General features: G+C 61.5%; 21 protein-coding genes. 15 read left to right on the top strand and 6 right to left on the bottom strand.

Going from position 1 to position 20228, the window contains the following annotated elements; genetic code table 11:
* Positions 1-178 precede the first annotated feature (178 nt).
* The 7 genes from PMI16_RS00790 to PMI16_RS00760 all read left to right on the top strand — a co-directional run bounded on the left by PMI16_RS00790 (position 179) and on the right by PMI16_RS00760 (position 5980).
* Positions 179-982, top strand: a complete 804-nt coding sequence (locus PMI16_RS00790) for an ABC transporter ATP-binding protein (protein WP_007875407.1) — start codon at positions 179-181, stop codon at positions 980-982.
* A 22-nt stretch (positions 983-1004) separates the two neighbouring features.
* A complete protein-coding gene (locus PMI16_RS00785) occupies positions 1005-1766 on the top strand; it encodes an ABC transporter permease (protein WP_007875406.1) in 762 nt (253 codons plus the stop codon).
* Complete coding sequence (locus PMI16_RS00780; RefSeq protein ID WP_007875405.1) at positions 1748-2731, top strand: ABC transporter substrate-binding protein; 984 nt, start codon at positions 1748-1750, stop codon at positions 2729-2731. Before PMI16_RS00785 ends, PMI16_RS00780 begins: the two co-directional genes overlap by 19 nt.
* A gap of 85 nt (positions 2732-2816) precedes the next feature.
* Positions 2817-4076, top strand: a complete 1260-nt coding sequence (locus PMI16_RS00775) for an amidase (RefSeq protein WP_034378700.1) — start codon at positions 2817-2819, stop codon at positions 4074-4076.
* A gap of 66 nt (positions 4077-4142) precedes the next feature.
* Positions 4143-4829 (top strand): GntR family transcriptional regulator, encoded by a 687-nt coding sequence (locus PMI16_RS00770; RefSeq protein ID WP_007875403.1) that lies wholly within the window; start codon positions 4143-4145, stop codon positions 4827-4829.
* Positions 4830-5103: 274 nt separating this feature from the next.
* Complete coding sequence (locus PMI16_RS00765; RefSeq protein ID WP_007875402.1) at positions 5104-5535, top strand: YeeE/YedE family protein; 432 nt, start codon at positions 5104-5106, stop codon at positions 5533-5535.
* Positions 5536-5545: 10 nt separating this feature from the next.
* Positions 5546-5980, top strand: coding sequence for a YeeE/YedE family protein (locus PMI16_RS00760; protein ID WP_007875401.1), 435 nt, complete (start codon positions 5546-5548; stop codon positions 5978-5980).
* Between the two features lie 51 nt (positions 5981-6031).
* Here the strand turns inward: PMI16_RS00760 and PMI16_RS00755 are convergent, their stop codons facing one another.
* On the bottom strand, positions 6032-7003 hold the full coding sequence (locus PMI16_RS00755) for a LysR family transcriptional regulator (protein ID WP_007875400.1): 972 nt from the start codon (positions 7001-7003) through the stop codon (positions 6032-6034).
* Positions 7004-7152: 149 nt separating this feature from the next.
* On the opposite strand from PMI16_RS00755, the gene PMI16_RS00750 reads away from it, so the two are divergent.
* The 6 genes from PMI16_RS00750 (at position 7153) to PMI16_RS00725 (ending at position 13491) form a co-directional block, all read left to right on the top strand.
* On the top strand, positions 7153-8568 hold the full coding sequence (locus tag PMI16_RS00750; protein WP_007875399.1) for an MmgE/PrpD family protein: 1416 nt from the start codon (positions 7153-7155) through the stop codon (positions 8566-8568).
* Between the two features lie 83 nt (positions 8569-8651).
* On the top strand, positions 8652-10028 hold the full coding sequence (locus PMI16_RS00745; protein ID WP_007875398.1) for an MFS transporter: 1377 nt from the start codon (positions 8652-8654) through the stop codon (positions 10026-10028).
* A 24-nt stretch (positions 10029-10052) separates the two neighbouring features.
* On the top strand, positions 10053-10853 hold the full coding sequence (locus tag PMI16_RS00740) for a methyltransferase domain-containing protein (protein ID WP_007875397.1): 801 nt from the start codon (positions 10053-10055) through the stop codon (positions 10851-10853).
* A gap of 185 nt (positions 10854-11038) precedes the next feature.
* Complete coding sequence (locus tag PMI16_RS00735) at positions 11039-11761, top strand: DUF4088 family protein (protein WP_007875395.1); 723 nt, start codon at positions 11039-11041, stop codon at positions 11759-11761.
* A gap of 197 nt (positions 11762-11958) precedes the next feature.
* Positions 11959-12720, top strand: a complete 762-nt coding sequence (locus PMI16_RS00730) for an ABC transporter substrate-binding protein (protein WP_051994553.1) — start codon at positions 11959-11961, stop codon at positions 12718-12720.
* 246 nt (positions 12721-12966) lie between these two features.
* The gene (locus tag PMI16_RS00725; protein ID WP_237719760.1) at positions 12967-13491 is read left to right on the top strand and encodes a GNAT family N-acetyltransferase; all 525 of its coding nucleotides are present in this window, start codon (positions 12967-12969) and stop codon (positions 13489-13491) included.
* A gap of 120 nt (positions 13492-13611) precedes the next feature.
* Here the strand turns inward: PMI16_RS00725 and PMI16_RS00720 are convergent, their stop codons facing one another.
* On the bottom strand, positions 13612-14415 hold the full coding sequence (locus PMI16_RS00720; protein WP_007875392.1) for a substrate-binding periplasmic protein: 804 nt from the start codon (positions 14413-14415) through the stop codon (positions 13612-13614).
* A 170-nt stretch (positions 14416-14585) separates the two neighbouring features.
* Positions 14586-14936, bottom strand: coding sequence for a hypothetical protein (locus tag PMI16_RS00715; RefSeq protein WP_007875391.1), 351 nt, complete (start codon positions 14934-14936; stop codon positions 14586-14588).
* A 203-nt stretch (positions 14937-15139) separates the two neighbouring features.
* On the opposite strand from PMI16_RS00715, the gene PMI16_RS00710 reads away from it, so the two are divergent.
* A complete protein-coding gene (locus PMI16_RS00710) occupies positions 15140-15610 on the top strand; it encodes a cupin domain-containing protein (protein WP_007875390.1) in 471 nt (156 codons plus the stop codon).
* A 96-nt stretch (positions 15611-15706) separates the two neighbouring features.
* Here PMI16_RS00710 and PMI16_RS00705 read toward each other — a convergent pair whose 3' ends face one another.
* Positions 15707-16630 carry a LysR family transcriptional regulator gene (locus PMI16_RS00705; RefSeq protein WP_007875389.1) on the bottom strand — a complete coding sequence of 308 codons (924 nt, stop codon included), beginning with the start codon at positions 16628-16630 and terminating at the stop codon, positions 15707-15709.
* 121 nt (positions 16631-16751) lie between these two features.
* Between PMI16_RS00705 and metE the strand changes: the two genes are divergently transcribed.
* Positions 16752-19046 (top strand): 5-methyltetrahydropteroyltriglutamate--homocysteine S-methyltransferase, encoded by a 2295-nt coding sequence (metE, locus tag PMI16_RS00700; RefSeq protein ID WP_007875388.1) that lies wholly within the window; start codon positions 16752-16754, stop codon positions 19044-19046.
* Positions 19047-19130: 84 nt separating this feature from the next.
* Here metE and PMI16_RS00695 read toward each other — a convergent pair whose 3' ends face one another.
* Both PMI16_RS00695 and PMI16_RS00690 read right to left on the bottom strand, forming a co-directional pair.
* The gene (locus tag PMI16_RS00695; RefSeq protein WP_007875387.1) at positions 19131-19421 is read right to left on the bottom strand and encodes a putative quinol monooxygenase; all 291 of its coding nucleotides are present in this window, start codon (positions 19419-19421) and stop codon (positions 19131-19133) included.
* Positions 19422-19560: 139 nt separating this feature from the next.
* On the bottom strand, positions 19561-20226 hold the full coding sequence (locus tag PMI16_RS00690; RefSeq protein ID WP_007875386.1) for an SDR family oxidoreductase: 666 nt from the start codon (positions 20224-20226) through the stop codon (positions 19561-19563).
* Positions 20227-20228: the final 2 nt, after the last annotated feature.

Raw genomic sequence — 20228 nt, 5'->3', positions numbered from 1 at the left:
GCGCCGCTTCTACGCCTCCCGCCGGTTCGATTTTCACCTGCCCAGTTGAGATGATTCTCTGGCACGTCTTCTGCTTACGACAAGCAATTATGCATTATGCATAGTTATCCTCAGGAAACATTCGGCAACACTTTTGACTCATCCGCCGCGGCGACGCCGGCACATTTTTGTGGAGCAAATGTTGGAGAACCGCCTCGAAGTCCAGAATCTGAGTCACGCCTTCATCAAGGCCAATGGCGAAGAGATTCGTATTTTCCAGAACCTTAATTTCAGCGTCGGCAAGGCCGAGATCGTGGCGATCGTCGGCCGCAGCGGCGCGGGCAAGAGCACGCTGTTCAACCTGATCTCAGGACTGCTCACGCCCAGCGCCGGCAAGATCGCACTGGGTGAAAAGGCCGACGGCACGCCGGGCAGCATCGCCTATATGTTGCAGAAAGATCTGCTGCTGCCGTGGCGCACGATTCTCGAAAACGCCGTACTGGGCATCGAGCTGCACCGCCCGGTGACCGATGCCGACCGCACGCGCGCCAGGGCGATGCTGGGCCGCTACGGCCTGGAGTCCGTGGCCAACGCCTATCCGCATTCGCTGTCGGGCGGCATGAAACAGCGCGTCGCCCTGACGCGCACGCTGCTGGCCGATCCTTCGGTGGTGCTGCTGGATGAACCGTTCTCGGCGCTCGACTACGAGACGCGGCTGATGCTGGAGAACGATGTGATCAGCCTCACGCGCAGCGAAGGCACCAGCGTGATTCTGGTGACGCACGATATCGACGAAGCCATCGCCATGAGCAACCGCATCGTGGTGCTGGGCGGACGTCCGGTGCAGATCACGCGCGAAGAAAAAATCCTGCTCACCGTCGACGGCGTCACCGATGGCGACCGCGATGCGGTGATGGCGCGCGGTGCGCCGGAGTTTCCCCTGTTTCACAAGGAAATCTGGAATGCGCTGCGTGCGAGCGATGTCGCGCACGCAGCCATCTGAGCTGAGCAAAGGAAAGAATTCCATGAAAAAACGTAATGGCGCGACGATGATCGTCGCCACCATCCTGATTGTGCTGGTGATCCTGTGGCAGATGGCGGCGCAGGCCAGTCTGATCAACGGCCAGTTGCTCGGTTCGCCGCTGGGCATTTATCGCTCGGCGGTGATCGGCTTCACCAGGGGGCAGCTGCTGTACGACACCTGGGTGACGCTGTTCGAAACGCTGTTCGGCCTGGTGATCGGCAGCGGCCTGGGCATCGTGCTGGGGCTGGTGTTGTGGTTTTATCCGCGCACCTCGGACATCGTCGAGCAGTTTTCCATCCTGCTCAACAGCATTCCGAAGATCGCGCTCGGCCCGCTGATCATCATCTGGTTCGGCTCGGGCATGGTGTCGAAGATCTGGCTGGCCGGCATCTCGACCTTTGCGGTGGCGATGATTTCTTCGTGCGCTGCGGCGCAGGAAGTCGACAAGGATTTGCTGAACCTCTTCAAGTCGTTCAAGGCGCAGCGCGCGATGATCTTCAAGAAGCTGATCGTGCCGGCGTCGATCCCGTGGATCTTCTCCATCTTCCGCATCAACATCGGCTTCGCGCTGATCGGCGCGGTGGTGGGCGAGTTCATCGCATCGGAAAACGGATTGGGACATGCGGTGTTCGTGGCCGGCTCGCTGTTCGATCTCAATACTGTCTGGCTGGGCGTCATCATCCTGACGCTGATGGCTGCTGTTCTTACCTGGGTTGTCCAATTAATCGAAGAAAGGATCGTTTCATGGAAAGTCTCACAATGAAGTACTTCCGTACGCTGTTCAGCGCCACAGTGATTGCAGCGGCCTGCGCGGCTGCGCCAAGCAGCTTCGCCGCCGAGAAGGCGGTGATCTATCAGGCCTTCCAGTCGATTCAGTATCTGCCGCTGTATGTGGCGATGAACGAGGGCCTGTTCACCAAGCACGGTCTGGAAGTACAGAAGGTGACCGCCGGCGGCGGTGCGCAAGGCGTGGCGGCGGTGATCGGCGGGCATGCGGATTTCTCGCTGCAGGATCCGATGACGGCGGTGCTGGCCAACCTCAAGGGCGCCTCGCTGGTGAACGTGGCGATGGTGGTGTCGGGCGTGCCGGTATGGATGGTGGCGCCGCCGAATTCGCCGATCAAGTCGATCGCCGACCTCAAGGACCAGACCATCTCGGCCGCGCTGCCGCCGTCGACCAGCACCTACCTGCTGCAAAACCTGCTGAAGGAAAAGGGCTTGTCCAACGTCAAGCTCAACACGGTGTCGATCGGCACCGAGATCTCGCCGGTGACCGCCGGCCGCGCCGCCGCCGCGACGCTGTACCAGCCGCAGGTCGAACAGGCGCTGGCCAACGGCTACAAGATCGTCTACGACTTCGCCAAGCAGTATGACGGCGTGTATGCGTTCTCCACCATCGACACGCTGAAGGCGACCATCCAGAAGCGTCCGCAAATGGTGCAAAGCTTCGTGAGCGCCATCGCCGATGCCGAAAAACTGATGCAGGCCAATCCGCAAGTGGCGTATCGTGTGGCGGTGGCGGAATTCCCGTCGCTCGACAAGAGCGTGGTGGAAGCCGCCGTGAAGCGTTTGCTGGATCAGAAGATCTATCCGGCGACGCCGTCGATTTCCAAACAGGCGTTCCAGGCCGGTCTTGATCTGCAGATTTCCATCGGCAACATCAAGGCGGGCGAAGTCACTTACGATAGCGCTGTGGACAACAGCTTTGCCGAGAAGGCGGGCAAGTAAAACAGGCTGTCCGGTAATCACGCAAGCAGGCCGGAGCATGCCAGCATCTCCGGTTTGCCGCTTTGCCACTTTTGAAGAACAGATCATGACCACACACACGCAAGAGACAAATCACGCTGCGCTCGCACTGGCGGTGGCGACCGCGGACCGCATTGACGACACGCTGAAGGCGTTCACTTATCGTCCCGACGCTTATGCCGATGTACCTCCCGGCAAGACGGGTCCCCTCGCCGGCATCCCGGTGGCGGTCAAGGATCTGATCGACACGGCGGACATGCCGACCACGTACGGTTCGAAGATCTTCCAGGGCTATCGACCGCAAAAGGACGCCTGGATCGTCAGCAAGCTGCGCGCAGCGGGCGCGGTGATCTTCGGCAAGACGGTGACGACGGAATTCGCGTGGCGCGATCCGGGCGCGACCGTCAATCCATGGAATACCGGACACAGCCCGGGCGGCTCATCGAGCGGCTCGGCGGCCGCCGTGGGCGCCGGCATCGTGCCGATCGCACTGGGTACGCAGACGGTCGGCTCGGTGATCCGGCCCGCGTCCTACTGCGGCGCGGTGGGCTACAAACCGACGTACGGACTGATCCCGACCGAGGGCGTGCATGCGCTGGCGCCGACGCTGGATCACCTGGGCTTCATCACGTCCAGCTTCTACTGGGCCGCGGTCTGCCACGCGGTCATCGCGCGCGACAACGCGATCGCGGCGCCGGCATCGGCCAAGGCATTTGCCGCCGGCGTGAAGCCGCGCAAGATCGGCATCTATCGCTCCTCGCAATGGGCGCAGGTGGAAGACGACGTACAGCAAAACTTCGACGCCGTGGTGCGCCGCCTGGAGGCGCTCGGCGTGGAATGCGTCGACGCCGGTCTGGGCATGGATATCCGCGATCTCAACAAGCTGGTCGTCGATGTGCTCGCCTACGAGGCGCACGCCGCCATTGATGACGACATCAAGGATGCCGAGATGCTGGCCGGCCCTTACACGCGGGAACTGGTGAGCCGCGGCGCGACGATTTCCAAAGAAACTTATCAGGGCCTGATCGAACAGGTCGGCGTGCTGCGTGCCGGCCGCGACGTCTTGCTGAAAGATCTCGATGCGATCATGACGATCACCTCGCCGACGACCGCGCTGAAGGGGCTGGAGAAGACCGGCGACGCGTCCTTCTGCGCGCCGGCGACGCTGCTCGGTTTGCCCGCGGTGACGACGCCGTCGGGTTTTTCGACGGACTTCCTGCCGTACGGCGTGCAACTGATCGGACGCGCCGACGGCGATCTGGCGCTGCTGCAAACCGGCCAGTGGCTGAGCACCATCCTGCCGTCGATGAAACCGGCCTCGCTCTGATACTGGCATGGGCCGGTGCAGTACTTGCGCCGGCCTGCCTGCCGAGACACCCAATAGAACCTGCGCATGCCGAAAGCCTTCAAAACCATCGAACAACATGTCCTCAGCCTGCTGAGAAACGACATCCTGTCCGGCAAATATCATCCCGGCGACAAGCTGCGGCAGGATGAAGTCGCCAAACGTTTTGAAGTGAGCACCACGCCGGTACGCGAAGCCTTTCGCGGCCTGCGCTCGGAAGGCCTGGTCCTGATCGACGCCAACAAAGGCGTGGTGGTCAAAGGGCTGACCGTCAAGGACGTCGCGGAAATCTACGAACTGCGCATCGCGCTGGAGCCGCTGCTGGCGAAGAAGGCGGTGAGCTCGATTTCCCCCGCATCGCTGGAAGCGGCGCACGCCATCCACGAAGAGATGTGCGCCGCGACCGACCCGCATCAGTGGTCGGCGCTGAACCGCGAATTCCACATCAAGCTGATGATGAGCGAAGAAGACTCACGGCTCTATGAAATCGTGAAGAATCTGCTGGTCGTCGCCGAACCGTATGTGTCGCTCTCCATCTTCATCCATCCCAAGATCCTGCAGGTGGACAACGAAGAGCACGGCATGATCCTCGAAGGATTCAACAAGAAGAACGGCAAGCTGGTGCAAAAGATCGTCAAGCAGCATCTGGAGCAAACCCTTGCCGCCATCCAGGACTCGGTCAACGAGAAGACGCTGCGGCAGATGAGAGCGCTTGCAAAGGCGCCGGCCAGATAAGACGCGCGGCAGCACTAATGCCGTTCAGTTAAGCCTATTTTCCCAGCCGTCGTCCCAGCGCACGCTGGGACCCGGTGTCGTGAAAACGTCCGATGCGACGCTGGGTCCTGACTTTCGTCAGGACGACAGTTGTGATGGGCTGGCAAGCTTTTACACTTAACTGAACGGCATTGCCACCGCAGCGCCGGACTTATGCCATGATGCTGCTGGTGCTCGGGCCGAGCCGGCCCGATACGCGGCCGCGCGGCACTCCCTATTCAAGAAGGACACACACATGAACATCAACTGGGCGGGCTTTACGCCCTGGACTTCGCTTGCCGGCGGATTGCTGATCGGGCTGGCGGTGGCGCTGCTGATTTTGCTCAATGGCCGGATCGCCGGCATCAGCGGCATCGTCGGCGGACTGTTGCGCCCGTCAAAAGGAGACGTGTTCTGGCGCATCGCATTTGTCGCGGGACTGGTTGCCGCGCCGCTGGCGTATCGCCTGGAGGCGGCGCTGCCCGCGGTCAGCATTGAGGCCGGCGCGCCGACGCTGATCGTCGCCGGCTTGCTGGTGGGACTGGGGACGCGCTACGGCTCGGGCTGCACCAGCGGACACGGCGTGTGCGGTTTGTCGCGACGTTCTTTGCGCTCGCTGGCGGCGACGGCCACGTTCATGACGGCCGGATTCGTCACGGTGTTTGTCGTGCGTCATCTGATCGCCTGAGGAGGACGACATGCATATCGTGACCGCGCTCGTCGCCGGATTGATTTTCGGCATCGGACTGATTGTGTCGGGCATGACCGATCCTGCAAAAGTGACAGGCTTTCTGGATCTGGCCGGCAGCTGGAATCCTTCGCTGGCGTTCGTCATGGGCGGCGCCATTCTGGTCGGGTTCCCGGTATTTCGCTTTATCGGCGCCAAAAAGAAAACGCTGACGGGCGCGCCCCTGCGCCTGCCGACGGACACCCGCATCGACCGCCGCCTGATCGTCGGCGCGCTGCTGTTTGGCGCAGGCTGGGGACTCGCCGGCTATTGTCCCGGTCCGGCCCTGGCCTCGCTGGCCACGGGCGGCATGAAGCCGGTGCTGTTCACGGTCGCCATGCTGGCCGGGATGGCGATCTTTGAGATTCTGGAGCGTGTTGCTGCAGCGAGAAAACGGACGAATTGAACGCTGCATGAAGGTCTCTGTGACGAGACGTTTTCTTGATTTTACCTGTCTCTATTTAGCGCTGGCCAACGACAACTGCGCCAGCCGCTGACTGTACTCGGCACTCTCACGCTCCAACTCGGGCGCCATGCGCCGCACGGTACGCAGGAAATGCTGCGCCACCGGCGTCAGCGTGACGCCGCGCCGGCGCACCAGGCCGATGGTGCGCGCCACCGTGGGATGGACCAGCGGACGGATGGCGATGCGCGAGCGCGGCTCGTCCGGTAGCGCCGACTGCGGCACCACGGAAATCCCCAGGCCGGCTTCGACCAGACCAAGCGACGTGGTGAGATGCTCGATCTCGACCGGGCGCTCGGGCTGCCAGTTCACGTTGTGCAGCGCCTTGTCGAGGATGATGCGGTTGCCGCTGCCGGAGCCCGAGATGATGAGCTGGTAGGGCTTGAGGTCTGCCCACTGCACGGTGCCCAGTTGCGCCAGTGGATGGTCGGTCGGGCAGACCAGGCAATAAGGATCGGTGACCAGCGCGTCGAAGACGAAGTCGGGTTCGGGCAACGTGGGAAAGGTCAGTCCGAGATCGGCCGTGCCGTCGCGCACATTGCGCGCCACCACTTCGACGGTACCGTCGATCATGCGGATACGGACATCCGGACGGCGCAGCCGGTAGTCGCGGATGATGCGCGGCAGCAGTTGCTTGGCGACCGTGGGAATGCAGGCGACGACGATCTGGCCGACGCGGGTATTGCCGGCGTCCTCCACTTGGCGCAGCGCAGTGCTCAGTTCTTGCAGGCTGCGTTGCGCGCCCGGCAGGAACAACTGCCCCGCCGGCGTCAGCGCCACGCGCCGGGTGGTGCGCTCCAGCAGGGGCGTGCCGATGGCCGTCTCCAGCCGCTGGATGCGGCGCGTCAGCGCCGAAGCCGAGATGTTGAGCGACAACGCGGCGTCGGCAAAAGTCTGGCGTTCTGCCACGGCGACAAAGCCGCGCACGCCGTCCAGGTCGACGCCTGCGAATTGTTTCTGACTCATGAATTCCGCCTCTTTCCTCTGGCTTCCTGATCCGCGATTACTTCCTGAAACGCAATAATAAACACGAAACCTGCAATTTACAAACGACAGGCCGGAGACCAATACTAAGTCCACGAACTTGGACCTGTCTTTCATTACGTAGATTGCTTATGAGTCATTCCGACCAGCTTCAAAACCCCTACACCCGCGGCATTGCCGATTTCATCGGCACGCTGCAATACGACGCGATTCCCGCACCGGTGATCGAGCGCATCAAACTGCTGATGCTCGATTCGCTCGGCTGCGCGATCTATGGCTCGCAGTTGCCGTGGAGCCGCATCCTGATGGAAACGCTGGGCGAGGTGGACACGACCGCCGGCGGCTGCACCGTATGGGGCACCAATCAACGCCTGTCGGCGCCGCATGCCGCACTGGTCAACGGCACGCTGGTGCAAAGCTTCGAACTGGACGACGTGCATCGGGTCGGCGTGCTGCACGTCGGCGCGGTGACGCTGCCGTCTTTGTTCGCTGCGGCCGAAATCAATCCCGGCATGAACGGGCGCGACTTCCTCACGGCCTGCGTGGCCGGCTATGAAATCGGCCCGCGCGTAGGCATGTGCATGGGGCAGGAACATATTGCTCAAGGCTGGCATTCTGGCGCCACCGTCGGCGTGTTTTCGGCGGCGGCGGCGGCGGCGGCCGCATTGAAGCTGACGCCGCAGCAAACCGTGCACGCGCTCGGCATCGCCGGCACGCAGGCGTCAGGCCTGATGGCGGCGCAGTTCGGCGCCATGGTCAAGCGCATGCATGCGGGACGGGCAGCACAGAGCGGCCTGTACGGCGCACTGCTGGCGCGCAGGGGCTTCACCGGCATCATGGATGTGTTTGAAAATCCTTACGGCGGTTTCTGCAGCACTTTCTCGCGCTCGACCGACCGCTTCGACATGGCGAAGCTGACCGCCGGCCTCGGCGAACGCTTCGAGACGACGCAGATCGCGCTGAAGTTTTATTCCTGCGTCGGCAGCAACCACACCACGCTCGATGCGATCCGCAACATGCAGGCGCGTCATCCCTTCGGCGTGGCCGATGTCGAAAAAATCCAGGTGCGCGGTTCGCGCGTCACGGTGGATCACGTCGGCTGGAAGTATGTGCCGCAGGGCCTGACCTCGGCGCAGCTGAACCTGCCGTATTGCGTGGCCACGCTGCTGCTGGACGGCGACGCCTTCGTCGAGCAGTTCACCGAAGAAAAGGTGACCGATCCGGAACGCATCCGCGTCTCCAACCTGGTCGAGGTGATCGAAGACCCGGCCATCACGGCGCGCGGCTCGGTGTATCGCCACATGGTGCACGTCAAGGCGGTGCTGCGCGACGGCACGGTGCTCAACGAAACCGTCGAGACGCCGCGCGGCAGCGAATATTCCTTCGCCTCGCCCGAACAGGTGATCGCCAAATTCCGCAAGCTGACCTCGCACCGGCTGTCGGCGGTGCACAGCGAACGCATCATTGAACAAGTCATGCAGGCAGAAAAGATGAGCAGCGCCGGCGATCTGGCGAAGTTGCTGGCGTTGCCGGCGGCGCCGCAATAAGCAAAAGGTCCTTCGGGTCCGCCAAGCTCACGCATTCACAAGACGGGACGCGAAAGTCCCGCCTGCCCCACACAGGAGACAACATGAACGCAACATCGCAAGTACAGGACGGACCGGCGGATGCCGCGGCGCGTCCGCAATCCACCACCTCCTCCACGCCCGGCCGCCTGCGCTCCATCATCGGCGGCAGCGCCGGCAACGTGATCGAGTGGTACGACTTCCTCGCCTATTCGATCTTTTCGATTTACTTCAGCAAGGCGTTTTTCCCGGGCGGGAACATGACGGTGCAGTTGCTCAATGCGGCCGCCATCGCCTCGGTCGGCTACGTCGTGCGGCCGCTCGGCAGCTGGCTGATCGGCACGCTGGCCGACCGCTACGGCCGCCGCCTGGCGCTGAGCCTGTCGGTGGCGATGATGAGCGCCGGTTCGCTGATCATCGCGCTCACGCCGACCTACGCCAGCATCGGCATCGCCGCGCCGGCGATCCTGGTGTTTGCGCGCCTGCTGCAGGGTTTCAGCATGGGCGGCGAAGCCGGCACCAGCGCCACCTACCTGAGCGAAATGGCGCCGCCGGGACGACGCGGCTTCTTCGTCGGCTTCGTGCAGGTGACCGTGGTGATGGGCCAGTTGCTGGCGCTGGGCCTGATGCTGTTGCTGCAGCGCGCGCTGCTGACGCCGGAACAGCTGGAAGCCTGGGGCTGGCGCATTCCCTTCTTCATCGGCGGCCTGCTGGCGGTGTTTGCCATGTATCTGCGTCGCGGCATCGCCGAGACCGATTCCTTCATCAAGCACGGTCACGGCAGTCACGATGGCAAGCGTTCCGGCGAGAGCCTGCTGAAAGTCTTGCTGCGCCATCGCCGCGAAGTGATCTGGAGCGTCGGCATCAGCGTCGGCGGCACGGTGGCGTTCTACACCTTCACCATTTATCTGCAGAAGTACATGGTCAACACCAGCGGCTTCAGCCGCGACCAGGCGACGCTGATCGCGACCATCGCGCTGCTGATCTACATGGTGTTCCAACCGCTCTACGGCTTGCTGTCGGATGTGATCGGCCGCCGCAAGGTGATGATGATCTTCGGCTTCGGCGGCACTTTCCTGACGATCCCGATCATGCATGCGCTGGGCACGACCAAGAGCACCGGCACGGCCTTCCTGCTCAACCTGGCGGCGCTCGGGATCCTCAGCGGCTTCAGCTCGATCCACTGGCTGGTGAAGTCGGAACTGTTCCCGGCCAAGGTGCGTGCACTGGGCGTGGGCCTGCCCTTCGCCATCGTCACGGCGGTGATGGGCGGCACCACCGAATTCGTCGCGTTGCGCCTGAAAGCATCGGGACACGAACCCTGGTTCTTCTACTACGCCAGCCTGTGTGCGGCGATCTCGCTGGTGACGTATATTGTGATGCCGGAGACGCGCCACAGCTCGACCATCGACCGCGAAGCGGCGGACTCGCACCCTGTCTGAAACTGCTTGCGATAGGAAGACACCATGCTTGCCAACGATATTGCCAATACCCTCAATCACGACTTGTGGGACGCTTCGCAATACCTGCGCTTCGGCGATGAGCGCCTGCGCCCGGCCATCGATTTGCTGACGCACGTCCCCCCGCTGTCGCCTGCGCGCATTCTCGACCTGGGCTGCGGCGCCGGCAACCTGACGGCGATACTCAAACAGCGCTGGCCCGATGCCGACGTAGTTGGCGTGGACGGCTCCGACAGCATGCTGGAAAAAGCCCGCAGCGAAGCACCCGGCTGCACCTTCCTGCAGGTCGACATCGGCGCATGGGCGCCGGACGCCCCCTTCGATCTGATCTACACCAACTCCACCTTGCAATGGCTGCCGGACCACCAGCAGTTGTTCGGGCGGCTGCTCTCTTTCCTGCGTCCCGGCGGCTGCCTGGCGGTGCAGATGCCGGTCATGCACGACGCGCCCTTGCGCCTGGCGCAGGTGCAACTGGCGCGCTCGCCCGCTTATAGGGAGGTGCTCGGCAATGTGTCGGAACGACGCTCGGTGCTGACGGCGCAGGGTTATTACGATCTGCTGCGTCCGTTGGCGGCGACCGTCGATATCTGGCAGACCACTTACCTGCATGTGCTCAAAGGCGACGATCCGGTGGTGCAGTGGGCCAGCGGCAGCAGCCTGCGCCCTTATCTGGAGAAATTGCAGGGCGAACGCCTCGCGGCTTTCCGCGGCGAGTATGCGCAGCTGATGCGGCAGGCTTATCCGCCAAGCGCGGACGGCGCGACCTTGTTGCCGTTTCAACGTTTGTTTTTAGTCATCACTATTTGAACGGGACGATTTTTTTACCCGGAAAAAATTTCCTGAGATAAAGTTCTTCTTCATTCTTGCCGTTAACAAACGTCCACTGCGAAACATCCGCTGTCATCGACTCTCCTCCACCGGAAGAAGAATTGACATTGCCTGATTCGCTACTAAAGTCTTAACGTGCACGGCAAGTACCCCCGGGAGAAAACATGAAAAAGATCAACATGAACGTCAAGGACGAGGTGTACGACACGCTCGACCGCGAATTCAAGAACTTCATCCGCTTGTCGTTGAAGTGCGATTCGGGATTCGTCTCGCCTTCCTTCGACAATTTTTTGTTGGCAAAATTATCAGACAACACGACCTTCCTGACCGAAGAAGCCGTGCAGCATCTGATGATGTCGGGCCAATACGCCTGGGCCAAGCGCGCGCTCGACAAGGATTTCCCGGACGTGGTGGCGATCCTGATTTCGCAGGCGTCGACCTACGGTTTCCATATCGCGGTGCGCCAGGACTGGGGTTCCGACGACCTGACGACGGCGGCCAAGGCGTGGGCCGCCGCCATCGTCAAACAGGCCAAGGGCGACGAATCGCAGATCGACATCCTCGCCGCGCAGATCAAATCGGCGGCGGTCAGCATCGCCCACGTGGAAGAGAAACTGAAGACACCGGCATGGCGACTTGCCGCGTCGCTGGCGCAACAGCTGCATGATGCAAAGATCGCCGTCGAGCACGCCCGGGGCAGCGTCGCGCATGAAAAACTGGGCGCCCTGCGCAGCCTGCTGAAACTGGGCATTGCCCACGGCTCGGTCAAGGAAAAGGACGAGAAGGAAATCCTGGAACGCCTGCGCGTGAAGAAGCCTTATCTCTTCGAGGAAGAAGAAGGCTTCCTGGCCCGCGCGATTGCCTGGTGGCGCAGCGTGTTTGCCTGACTGACTGTCGGCCTGCGTCGCCGGCAGTGTTGTGCCATCATCCCGAGTTGCGTATCAGACAAGATAAATAAGCGGAAAGTAACGCCAAGATGAAGACATTCACGACACTGAAGTACCGGACGGCGCTACTGTCGGCGCTGGCGGTTCTTCTGACATGCAACGCCGCCGCACAGGCGCAGACTTCGGGAACCACGATCATGCAGGCAACTTCTTCCACCGCACAACCCGCAGATAAATCCATGGCGGCGTTGTTTGCACCGCATGGCGCCTTGCGCGCCTCGATCAACCTCGGCAATCCGGTGTTGGCCAACCTGGATCCCAAGACCGGCGCGCCGGTCGGCGTATCCGTCGATCTGGCCACGGAACTGGCGAAGCGGCTCGGCGTGCCGCTGCAACTGGTGGCGGTCAAGTCGGCCGGCAATTCGGTGGAGAACATCGAACAGGACAAGGCCGACATCGGCTTTTTTGCGGTCGATCCCAAGCGCGCGCAAGAAATCAGTTTCACCGGACCGTATGTGCTGATCGAAGGCTTCTACGCCGTGCGCAACGAGTCGCCGATCACCGGCAATGAACAGGTCGACAAGCCGGGCATTACCGTCGCCGTCGGCAAGGGCAGCGCCTACGACCTGTTCCTCACGCGCGAACTGCGCCAGGCCACCATCGTGCGCATCCCGACTTCACCCGCCGTGGTGCAGGGCTTCCTCGATCAGCACCTGAGCGTGGCTGCCGGCGTCAAGCAGCAGCTTGAACAGGATGCAGCCAAGGTCGGCGGCATGCGGATTCTGCCGCAACGCTTCATGGTGATCCGCCAGGCGATGGGCGTACCCAAGGCCAGGGGAGATGCGGCTGCGGCCTATCTGGCGAGTTTTGTCGAAGAGATGAAGGCATCCGGCTTTGTCGCCGCCTCGCTGGCGAAGAACGGCATCGAAGGCGCGATCGTCGCCAGGGCGAATGACTGACGGTTGAATGAAGCACTCTTTGCTTCAGCGGCCGAGACAGCATCTGCGCCCTGGCAGATGGGGCGGTGATATGGTGGTGCCGGTATGTTTCCCGACCGCCGGCTCCGGTAGGTGCAATACTGAATTGCGCGTTTGCCGTGATTTTAAAGCTGCTTTTTGACAGACGTGTGACGTCAAAGGTTGATAGAACGCATTTCATCAATAGCCGTGAGATGCGTTCCTCCCGGAAAGGGTGCTGGCAAGGTGATGAAATGCGTTATAGACAGGTATGGAATGATTGATATCCGAAATGCCTTGCCGGATGATGCAGAAGCGCTCTGCCTGGCGGAGCAGGAGACGAGCAAGACCGCCGGTCTGCTGGTGTCGCTGCCGCATGAGTTTTCTGAAGCGGACTTCAGAGCAAAGATTGCGGCGCTTGCAAGCGCCGCAATTTATCTCGTTGCGGAGAAGGACGGCCAGACGGCCGGCCATGCGCTGCTCGAACCGATGCCCTTGCGTTCGATGTCCCATGTCTTTTCGCTGACCATCGTCGTGCATCCGGGACATGCGGGATGCGGCGTCGGAACGCGTCTGATGCGCGCATTGCTGGATTGGGCCGAACATCATCCCGGCGTTGAGAAAATTGAACTGCGGGTGCGCGAGAGCAATGCCGTCGCCAGACATCTGTATCGGCGTTTCGATTTTATTGAAGAAGGCCGTTTCGAGAAGCGTATCAAGCTTCCGGACGGCAGGTATCTGGCGGATATCTCGATGGCCAGATTTTTCAATTGACGTAGCAGATCATGAAAAAGCCCGCGATCGGCGCGGGCCGACGGCGGGCGAATCAGTCTTTCGACCGAGAGGAGACGACATGATGTCAGGTGTTACTTTACTGGTCGCGTCGTCGCCGGGCTATCGGGCAATTCCTGATCCCTGGATCAAGGTTCCTCGCTTTTGCAGGAGTGCGATGTGCTTGTCCAGGATGGATTTAAGTTTTCCTTCGCGACGCATGCCGTCCAATTGCTGGTTCAGGCTTTTCAGATATTTGACGCACGGACTGGCTTGCGAGATGGCAATGAAATTATCGGACTCCGAGACATAGGGCTTCAGGGCGACGAACTTGTCGGTTTGTCCGGACTCCGCCAGGTAGATCAATCCCGAGTAGTACCCGGTGATCAGGTAGTCGATGCGCCGCAATTCGAGCTTCTTGAAATTCATGTAGGCCTTCTGCTCTGACGTCACATCGAGATTCTTTCGCAAGAATTCATCGAAGCCGTTGCCAAATTGATTGCCGAGCGTCACGCCGCCTTTCTTGCCGATCAGATCGTTCCATCCGGCGTAATGGAAATTCCGGTCCTTGGCGACGAAGATGGCAATCGGATTGGAAAACAGCGGGACGTTTGTATAGCTTAAATATTCCCGCCGTTCCGGCGTGTCTTTGAGCGACGAGATCATGTCTATCTCGCCCTCGCGCGCGCTTTTGAGCACCCGGTGGAAAGGACCGACATATCGTACTTCGTAAGGAATGCCGAGCGTCGACAACGCCGTCGTGGCGATCTCGATACTTGCGCCGGTAAGGTGCTTGCCGTCGTACCAATGCAGCGGCGCATAATCCGAATCGGCGGAAATCACGACTTTGCTGCACTCTTTCTCTTGCGAAAAAGCCGCAAGAGGAACGAGAACGAGGAACAAGACACATCGGACCAAGATTGTCATGCGTGGCCTCCCAACGAATTTTTCATTTTTTTGTTGCCATATTGTCCTTGCACTATAGCGCGAATGGCGGCGCGATGGAGAAGCGCTTAAATAATAATCGGACTCCTGCCGCGCGCGACGGCTTTAAAAAAACCCGACAAACGATCTCCCGGCGCCGGCATGCCGGCGCGTCAGTCGCGCTCTGCCGCATTCCCGGCCATCCGGAAGCAGCATGCCGACAAGATGACGGCAACGATCGCCAGCAGATACGCCAGGTTTTCTCCCTGCAACAGATTGTGCAGTTTGCGCTTGTAGGCGGCGACGATGACGGCGACGTTGCCGCCGTATTTCTGCAGTCCGTCGGCGTCCTGCTTCGAGTCGTCGCTTTCGGACAGATAGGCCTGGCCGCCGACGATGCGGTACTGCGCTCCGGCTTCGAATGTCCGGGTCTTGACAAGGTAGGCGACGCTGAAGCCCGCGATCAAAATGGCGATTCCCAGCGCGGTGAACCAGAACCTGGACGACGATGAACGTCTTTGCATGCTTGCTTCCCTTTTCATTCGGCGCCCGGCTTCAGCCGGGCCGTTGCTCAGGAGATGAATTTATCATTGATCGGGACGGCGCACGCGGGACGGGCTCCCCGCGGTATCGATGCCGCATTGCCGCCAACGGCAGTGCTATGATCAACGCGGCCTGCATGGGCCGGCCATGCCATCCGATACCACCTGAAAAAAAAGGACTTCATATGCGACAAAACATCACGGTTCTCTCACTTGCCGTTGTCGGCGCGTTCATCGCAGGCATCACGGTGTCGCCGCTGGCGCAACGGATGATGTCCGACGCGCATGCGGAGCAGGCTCCCCTGGCGCCGGCCGTGATCGATCTGACCGCGATCACGCATGCCATGCTCCCTGCCACGCCCTTTCCCGAATTGAAGTCGAGGACATTGGTCAATACCGACAACGCCACGATCAATCTTCAGTCGGGCAACGTGAACAAGCACATCCATGCCAAGACGGACGAGATCCAATACATCATCGAAGGCAGCGGTTCCATGTGGCTGGGCGGCGAACGCAAGGAATTCAAACCGGGCACGCTGATCATCATCCCCAAGGGAACCGCGCACGCGGGCGCGGTCGTCGCCAACGGGCCGGTCAAAGCCATCGCGATCAAGATTCCGCCTCAAGGCAAGGAAGACATTGTCTTTGTCGACTGAGCGCCGACCCGGATGCGGACCCGGCAAGGGCCTGATGCAGAACCTGCCGGCGTCCTTCATTGACAAGCCGGTTGGCATGGCGCAGCAGCATTGGCGTCATTGCCTGACGGCAGATGCGGCAGGCGCGACAGACGCCATCGGCGGACGGCGCGCCAGTTCCACAAAAGCCTTCAGATAGTCGACGTCGACATCCGCTTCGCGCGCGCCTAAAAAGATCTGCTTGGCAATGCCCTGGCGCCCGAGGCGCACCGCCACGACGTCCATCTTTTCGGCGTACTCTTGCGCGAGCCAGCGCGGCAAGGCGGCGACGCCGCGGCCGCTTTCCACCATCTGCAGCATGATGTCGGTGGTTTCGATGGTTTTGTGGCGCTGCGGCGCGATGCCGGCGGGCATGAGGAACTGGTTGTAGATGTCGAGGCGGTCGATTGCCACGGGGTAAGTGATGAGCACCTCGTTGCCCAGTTGCGCCGGACGGATATACGAAGCCGTCGCCAGCGGATGCTTTTTGCTCACGACCAGCACCTGTTCATAGTCGAACACCGGCTCGAAATGCAAGCCCGGCTTGTACAGGGGATCGGGCGTCACCAGCAGGTCAATCTCGTAACCGAACAAGGCGCCGATGCCGCCGAACTGGAATTTCTGCTTCACGTCGACATCGACGTCGGGCCAGCCGGCGAGGTAAGGCGACACCACTTTCAGCAGCCATTGGTAGCAGGGATGGCATTCCATGCCGATGCGCAGGGTGCCGCGTTCGCCGGAGGCATACTGGCTCATGCGCTCCTCCGCCATCGCCAGTTGCGGCAGCACGCGGTTGGCCACGGCCAGCAGGTATTCGCCCGCTTGCGTCAGGCGCAAGCTGCGGCCTTCGCGCAGCCAGATGTCGGTGCCGAGCTGCTGCTCCAGCTTCTTGATGGCGTGGCTGAGCGCCGACTGCGTCAGGAACAAGACGTCTGCGGCAGCAGTCAGCGAACCCTGTTTATCGACTTCCCGAATGATGGCGAGATGGATGCGTTCGAGCATGGCGGCCTTTTTAATCCATGAGCAGGATTAATTGATTAATGAGAAAACACCATTTTACTTCATGGATTGCCAAGACTAAGCTTCGCCTACCGGACAACTCAAGCAGGATGAAGAAGACATCATGGTCACCACACATAATCTGGGCTTTCCCCGCATCGGCGCCAAACGCGAACTGAAGTTCGCGCTCGAATCCTATTGGAAAGGCGAATCCTCGCGCGAAGAACTGAAGGCGTTGGGCGCGCAATTGCGCCGGCGCCACTGGGCGCATCAGGCGGCGCTCGATTTCGCGCCGGTCGGCGACTTTGCTTTCTATGACCAGATGCTCGACATGAGCTTCACGCTGGGCAACCTGCCCGAGCGCGTGCGCGGCTTCCATGGCGATGCGTTGGACAATTACTTCCGCGTGGCGCGCGGCCGTTCGGCCAAAGGCCTGGAAGACCATGCCGCGTGCTGCGGCGGTGTGGCTGCCGGTGAAATGACCAAATGGTTCGACACCAACTACCATTACATCGTCCCGGAATTCACCGCCGGCACCGCCTTCAAGCTCGACGCCTCGCGCCTGCTGGAACAACTGGGCGAAGCCAAGGCGGCGGGCGTGAAAGCCAAGCCGGTGATCGTTGGTCCGGTCACGTATCTGGCGCTGGGCAAGGCCAAGGACGACGCCGACAAGCTGGCGCTGCTGCCGCGTCTGTTGCCGTTGTATGCCGAGCTGCTGGCACGACTCGCCGCGCAAGGCGTGGAATGGGTGCAGATCGACGAGCCTATCCTGGTAACCGAGCTGTCTCCTCAATGGCAAAAGGCATTCACGACCGCCTATGCTGAACTGGGCGCCGGCAAGGTCAAGCTGTTGCTGGCGACCTACTTCGGCCAGTTGCAGGACAACCTGCCGCTGGTCTGCCGGTTGCCGGTGCAAGGCCTGCATCTGGATGCGATCAACGCGCGTGCCGAAGTCGACGCCGTCATCGCACAACTGCCGCAAGACCGCGTGCTGTCGCTGGGCGTGATTAACGGTCGCAACATCTGGAAATCCGATCTCAACGCCGCGCTGGAATGGCTGGCGCCGGTGGCCGCGCGTCTGGGCGACCGTCTCTGGATCGCGCCGACCTGCTCCTTGCTGCACGTGCCGGTCGACCTGGACAGCGAACAGAAGCTCGACGGCGACATCCGCTCCTGGCTGGCGTTTGCGATTCAGAAATTGGACGAATTGAAAGTGCTTGCCACCGCGTTGAACCAGGGTCGCGACGCCGTCAAGGCCGAACTCGACGCCAACCTGGCCGCCGTCACTGCGCGCCGTACTTCGCCGCGCGTCAACAATCCCGCCGTCAAAGCCGCCGTTGCCGGCATCACCAAAGCCATGGGCGAACGCCGGAGCGCCTATGCCTTGCGCGCAAACAAGCAAGCTGCCTTGCTGAAGCTGCCTGCTTATCCGACCACGACGATCGGCTCCTTCCCGCAGACCGCCGGGATCCGCCATGCGCGCAGCGAATTCAAGGCCGGCAAGCTGAACGAAGCCGACTACAAGGTCGCCATGCAAGCCGAGATCGCCCGCAGCGTGCGCGAACAGGAAGCGCTGGGCCTGGACGTGCTGGTGCACGGCGAAGCCGAGCGCAACGACATGGTCGAATACTTCGGCGAGCAGCTCGACGGCTACGCCTTCAGCCAGTTCGGCTGGGTGCAGTCTTACGGTTCGCGCTGCGTGAAGCCGCCTATCCTGTTCGGCGACATCGCGCGTCCGAAGGCGATGACGGTGGCATGGAGCCAGTATGCGCAATCGCTCACCGCCAAACCGATGAAAGGCATGCTGACCGGCCCGGTCACGATCCTGAACTGGTCCTTCGTGCGCGACGACCAGCCGCGTTCGGTGTCGTGCTACCAGCTGGCGCTGGCGATTCGCGCAGAAGTGCTCGATCTCGAAAAAGCCGGCGTGCGCGTGATCCAGATCGACGAAGCGGCGCTGCGCGAAGGTCTTCCGCTGCGCAAGTCGCAATGGAAGCAGTATCTCGACTGGGCGGTCGAATCCTTCCGCATCACCGCCAACGGCGCGCAGGACGAGACCCAGATCCACACCCACATGTGCTATTCGGAGTTCAACGACATCATCGCGTCGATCGCCGACATGGATGCCGACGTCATCACCATCGAGACCTCGCGCTCGGACATGGAACTGCTCGACGCCTTCGACAACTTCAACTATCCGAATGAAATCGGACCCGGCGTGTACGACATCCACTCGCCGAACATTCCGACGCAGGAACACATGGTGCAGTTGATGAAGAAGGCGGCCGAACGCATCCCTGCGGAACGCTTGTGGGTGAACCCGGATTGCGGCCTGAAGACGCGCGCCTGGGAAGAGGTGATCCCGGCGCTGACCAATATGGTTGCCGCCGCCAGGGAACTGCGCGCGGCACGTCGATAAGAAGCGAAGCGGCGCTGCATCCTGTCGATGCGGCGCCGCTTCGGCAATTCCGTCCTGAAGACGATTTTTTGCGGTCCTGACGCGTCAGTTCACCGGAATCAGTTTGCTGACCTGCAGATCGGCCCGATCCTTCAAGGCGCGACCGAGCGTTTCCAATGCCGCGCCCTGCTCGTGCGCCTCCAGGTCCGCCATGCTGCTCCAGCGCTCGATCATGATCAGCCGGTTCGGCTGATCCACGTCCTCGTGCAAGACATATTGTTCGCAACCCGGTTCCAGGCGTACTGCGGCGACGGCGGTGCGCAAGGCGTCGATGACCGCCTGGCGATGTCCGGGGTGCGCGGTGATGGTGGCGACGACGGCGATGGGTTGGGTCATTTCAGTTTTCCTTGCGTGGTGAGAACGTCCAGCCATTGTCGCTGATATTGCCGCCTGGCGTAGCCGCGTCCGGTTTGTTTCAGTTTCAATGAAAAATGAAAAATCGCCGCCCGCGGCAGGCGGCGATCCGACAGCCGTTTCAGACCGGAATCGGATTGTCGATCAGCGACAGGTTGAAACCGTTGAACAAGGCATGTTCACCAGGGCCCGGATTGGCGCGCAGCGGACGCACCGCCTCGACGATCACTTCCTCGGCGTCGCTCTCCAGCGCGACCATGGTTTCGGCGATGAAGGCGTCGAGCGGCATGGCGCGCGGATCCCCACTCTTCCTGACCAGGTCGGTGTCTACCCATGGCGGTGCGATTTCCTGTACGCGTACGGTGGTGTCGCGCAGCATGAAGCGTTGCGACATCGCGTACGAATGCAGCGCTGCCTTGGAGGCGGAATACACCGCCGTCGTCGCCAGCGGAATATAAGCCAGCACGGACGTGTTGTGAATGATGGTCGCACGCGGCTGGCGCTTGAGCTGATCGATCAGCGCGGAGGTCAGGCGGATCGGGCCGAGCAGGTTGGTGTCGAGGATGCCGCGCGACACCCGGTCGTCCATCCGTGCGCCGGCATCGTCGAACGGCATGGTGCCGGCGTTGTTGATCAGCACGTTCAGTGCCGGGTAACGCGCCGTCAGCGTCTTTGCCGCCGCATCGATACTGGCGGCATCGGCGATGTCGATCTCGATGGAGGCCATGCCGGGATTGGCGGCGACGACTTCATCCAGCAATGCTTTGCGGCGGCCGCCGCAGGAAATGC

It is taken from the genome of Herbaspirillum sp. CF444 (assembly GCF_000282135.1).
In the GTDB taxonomy this organism is placed as follows: Bacteria; Pseudomonadota; Gammaproteobacteria; order Burkholderiales; family Burkholderiaceae_D; genus Herbaspirillum.
This window is presented reverse-complemented; position numbering and strand designations above follow the sequence as displayed.

Coding starts and splice junctions, on each gene's coding strand:
- PMI16_RS00760 (WP_007875401.1), top strand. CDS start 5,546: ATGCATATCGTGACCGCGCTCGTCGCCGGATTGATTTTCGGCATCGGA.
- PMI16_RS00750 (WP_007875399.1), top strand. CDS start 7,153: ATGAGTCATTCCGACCAGCTTCAAAACCCCTACACCCGCGGCATTGCC.
- PMI16_RS00715 (WP_007875391.1), bottom strand. CDS start 14,936: ATGCAAAGACGTTCATCGTCGTCCAGGTTCTGGTTCACCGCGCTGGGA.
- PMI16_RS00780 (WP_007875405.1), top strand. CDS start 1,748: ATGGAAAGTCTCACAATGAAGTACTTCCGTACGCTGTTCAGCGCCACA.
- PMI16_RS00740 (WP_007875397.1), top strand. CDS start 10,053: ATGCTTGCCAACGATATTGCCAATACCCTCAATCACGACTTGTGGGAC.
- PMI16_RS00755 (WP_007875400.1), bottom strand. CDS start 7,003: ATGAGTCAGAAACAATTCGCAGGCGTCGACCTGGACGGCGTGCGCGGC.
- PMI16_RS00775 (WP_034378700.1), top strand. CDS start 2,817: ATGACCACACACACGCAAGAGACAAATCACGCTGCGCTCGCACTGGCG.
- PMI16_RS00695 (WP_007875387.1), bottom strand. CDS start 19,421: ATGACCCAACCCATCGCCGTCGTCGCCACCATCACCGCGCACCCCGGA.
- PMI16_RS00785 (WP_007875406.1), top strand. CDS start 1,005: ATGAAAAAACGTAATGGCGCGACGATGATCGTCGCCACCATCCTGATT.
- PMI16_RS00710 (WP_007875390.1), top strand. CDS start 15,140: ATGCGACAAAACATCACGGTTCTCTCACTTGCCGTTGTCGGCGCGTTC.
- metE (WP_007875388.1), top strand. CDS start 16,752: ATGGTCACCACACATAATCTGGGCTTTCCCCGCATCGGCGCCAAACGC.
- PMI16_RS00730 (WP_051994553.1), top strand. CDS start 11,959: ATGCAGGCAACTTCTTCCACCGCACAACCCGCAGATAAATCCATGGCG.
- PMI16_RS00790 (WP_007875407.1), top strand. CDS start 179: ATGTTGGAGAACCGCCTCGAAGTCCAGAATCTGAGTCACGCCTTCATC.
- PMI16_RS00705 (WP_007875389.1), bottom strand. CDS start 16,630: ATGCTCGAACGCATCCATCTCGCCATCATTCGGGAAGTCGATAAACAG.
- PMI16_RS00770 (WP_007875403.1), top strand. CDS start 4,143: ATGCCGAAAGCCTTCAAAACCATCGAACAACATGTCCTCAGCCTGCTG.
- PMI16_RS00765 (WP_007875402.1), top strand. CDS start 5,104: ATGAACATCAACTGGGCGGGCTTTACGCCCTGGACTTCGCTTGCCGGC.
- PMI16_RS00745 (WP_007875398.1), top strand. CDS start 8,652: ATGAACGCAACATCGCAAGTACAGGACGGACCGGCGGATGCCGCGGCG.
- PMI16_RS00735 (WP_007875395.1), top strand. CDS start 11,039: ATGAAAAAGATCAACATGAACGTCAAGGACGAGGTGTACGACACGCTC.
- PMI16_RS00725 (WP_237719760.1), top strand. CDS start 12,967: ATGAAATGCGTTATAGACAGGTATGGAATGATTGATATCCGAAATGCC.
- PMI16_RS00720 (WP_007875392.1), bottom strand. CDS start 14,415: ATGACAATCTTGGTCCGATGTGTCTTGTTCCTCGTTCTCGTTCCTCTT.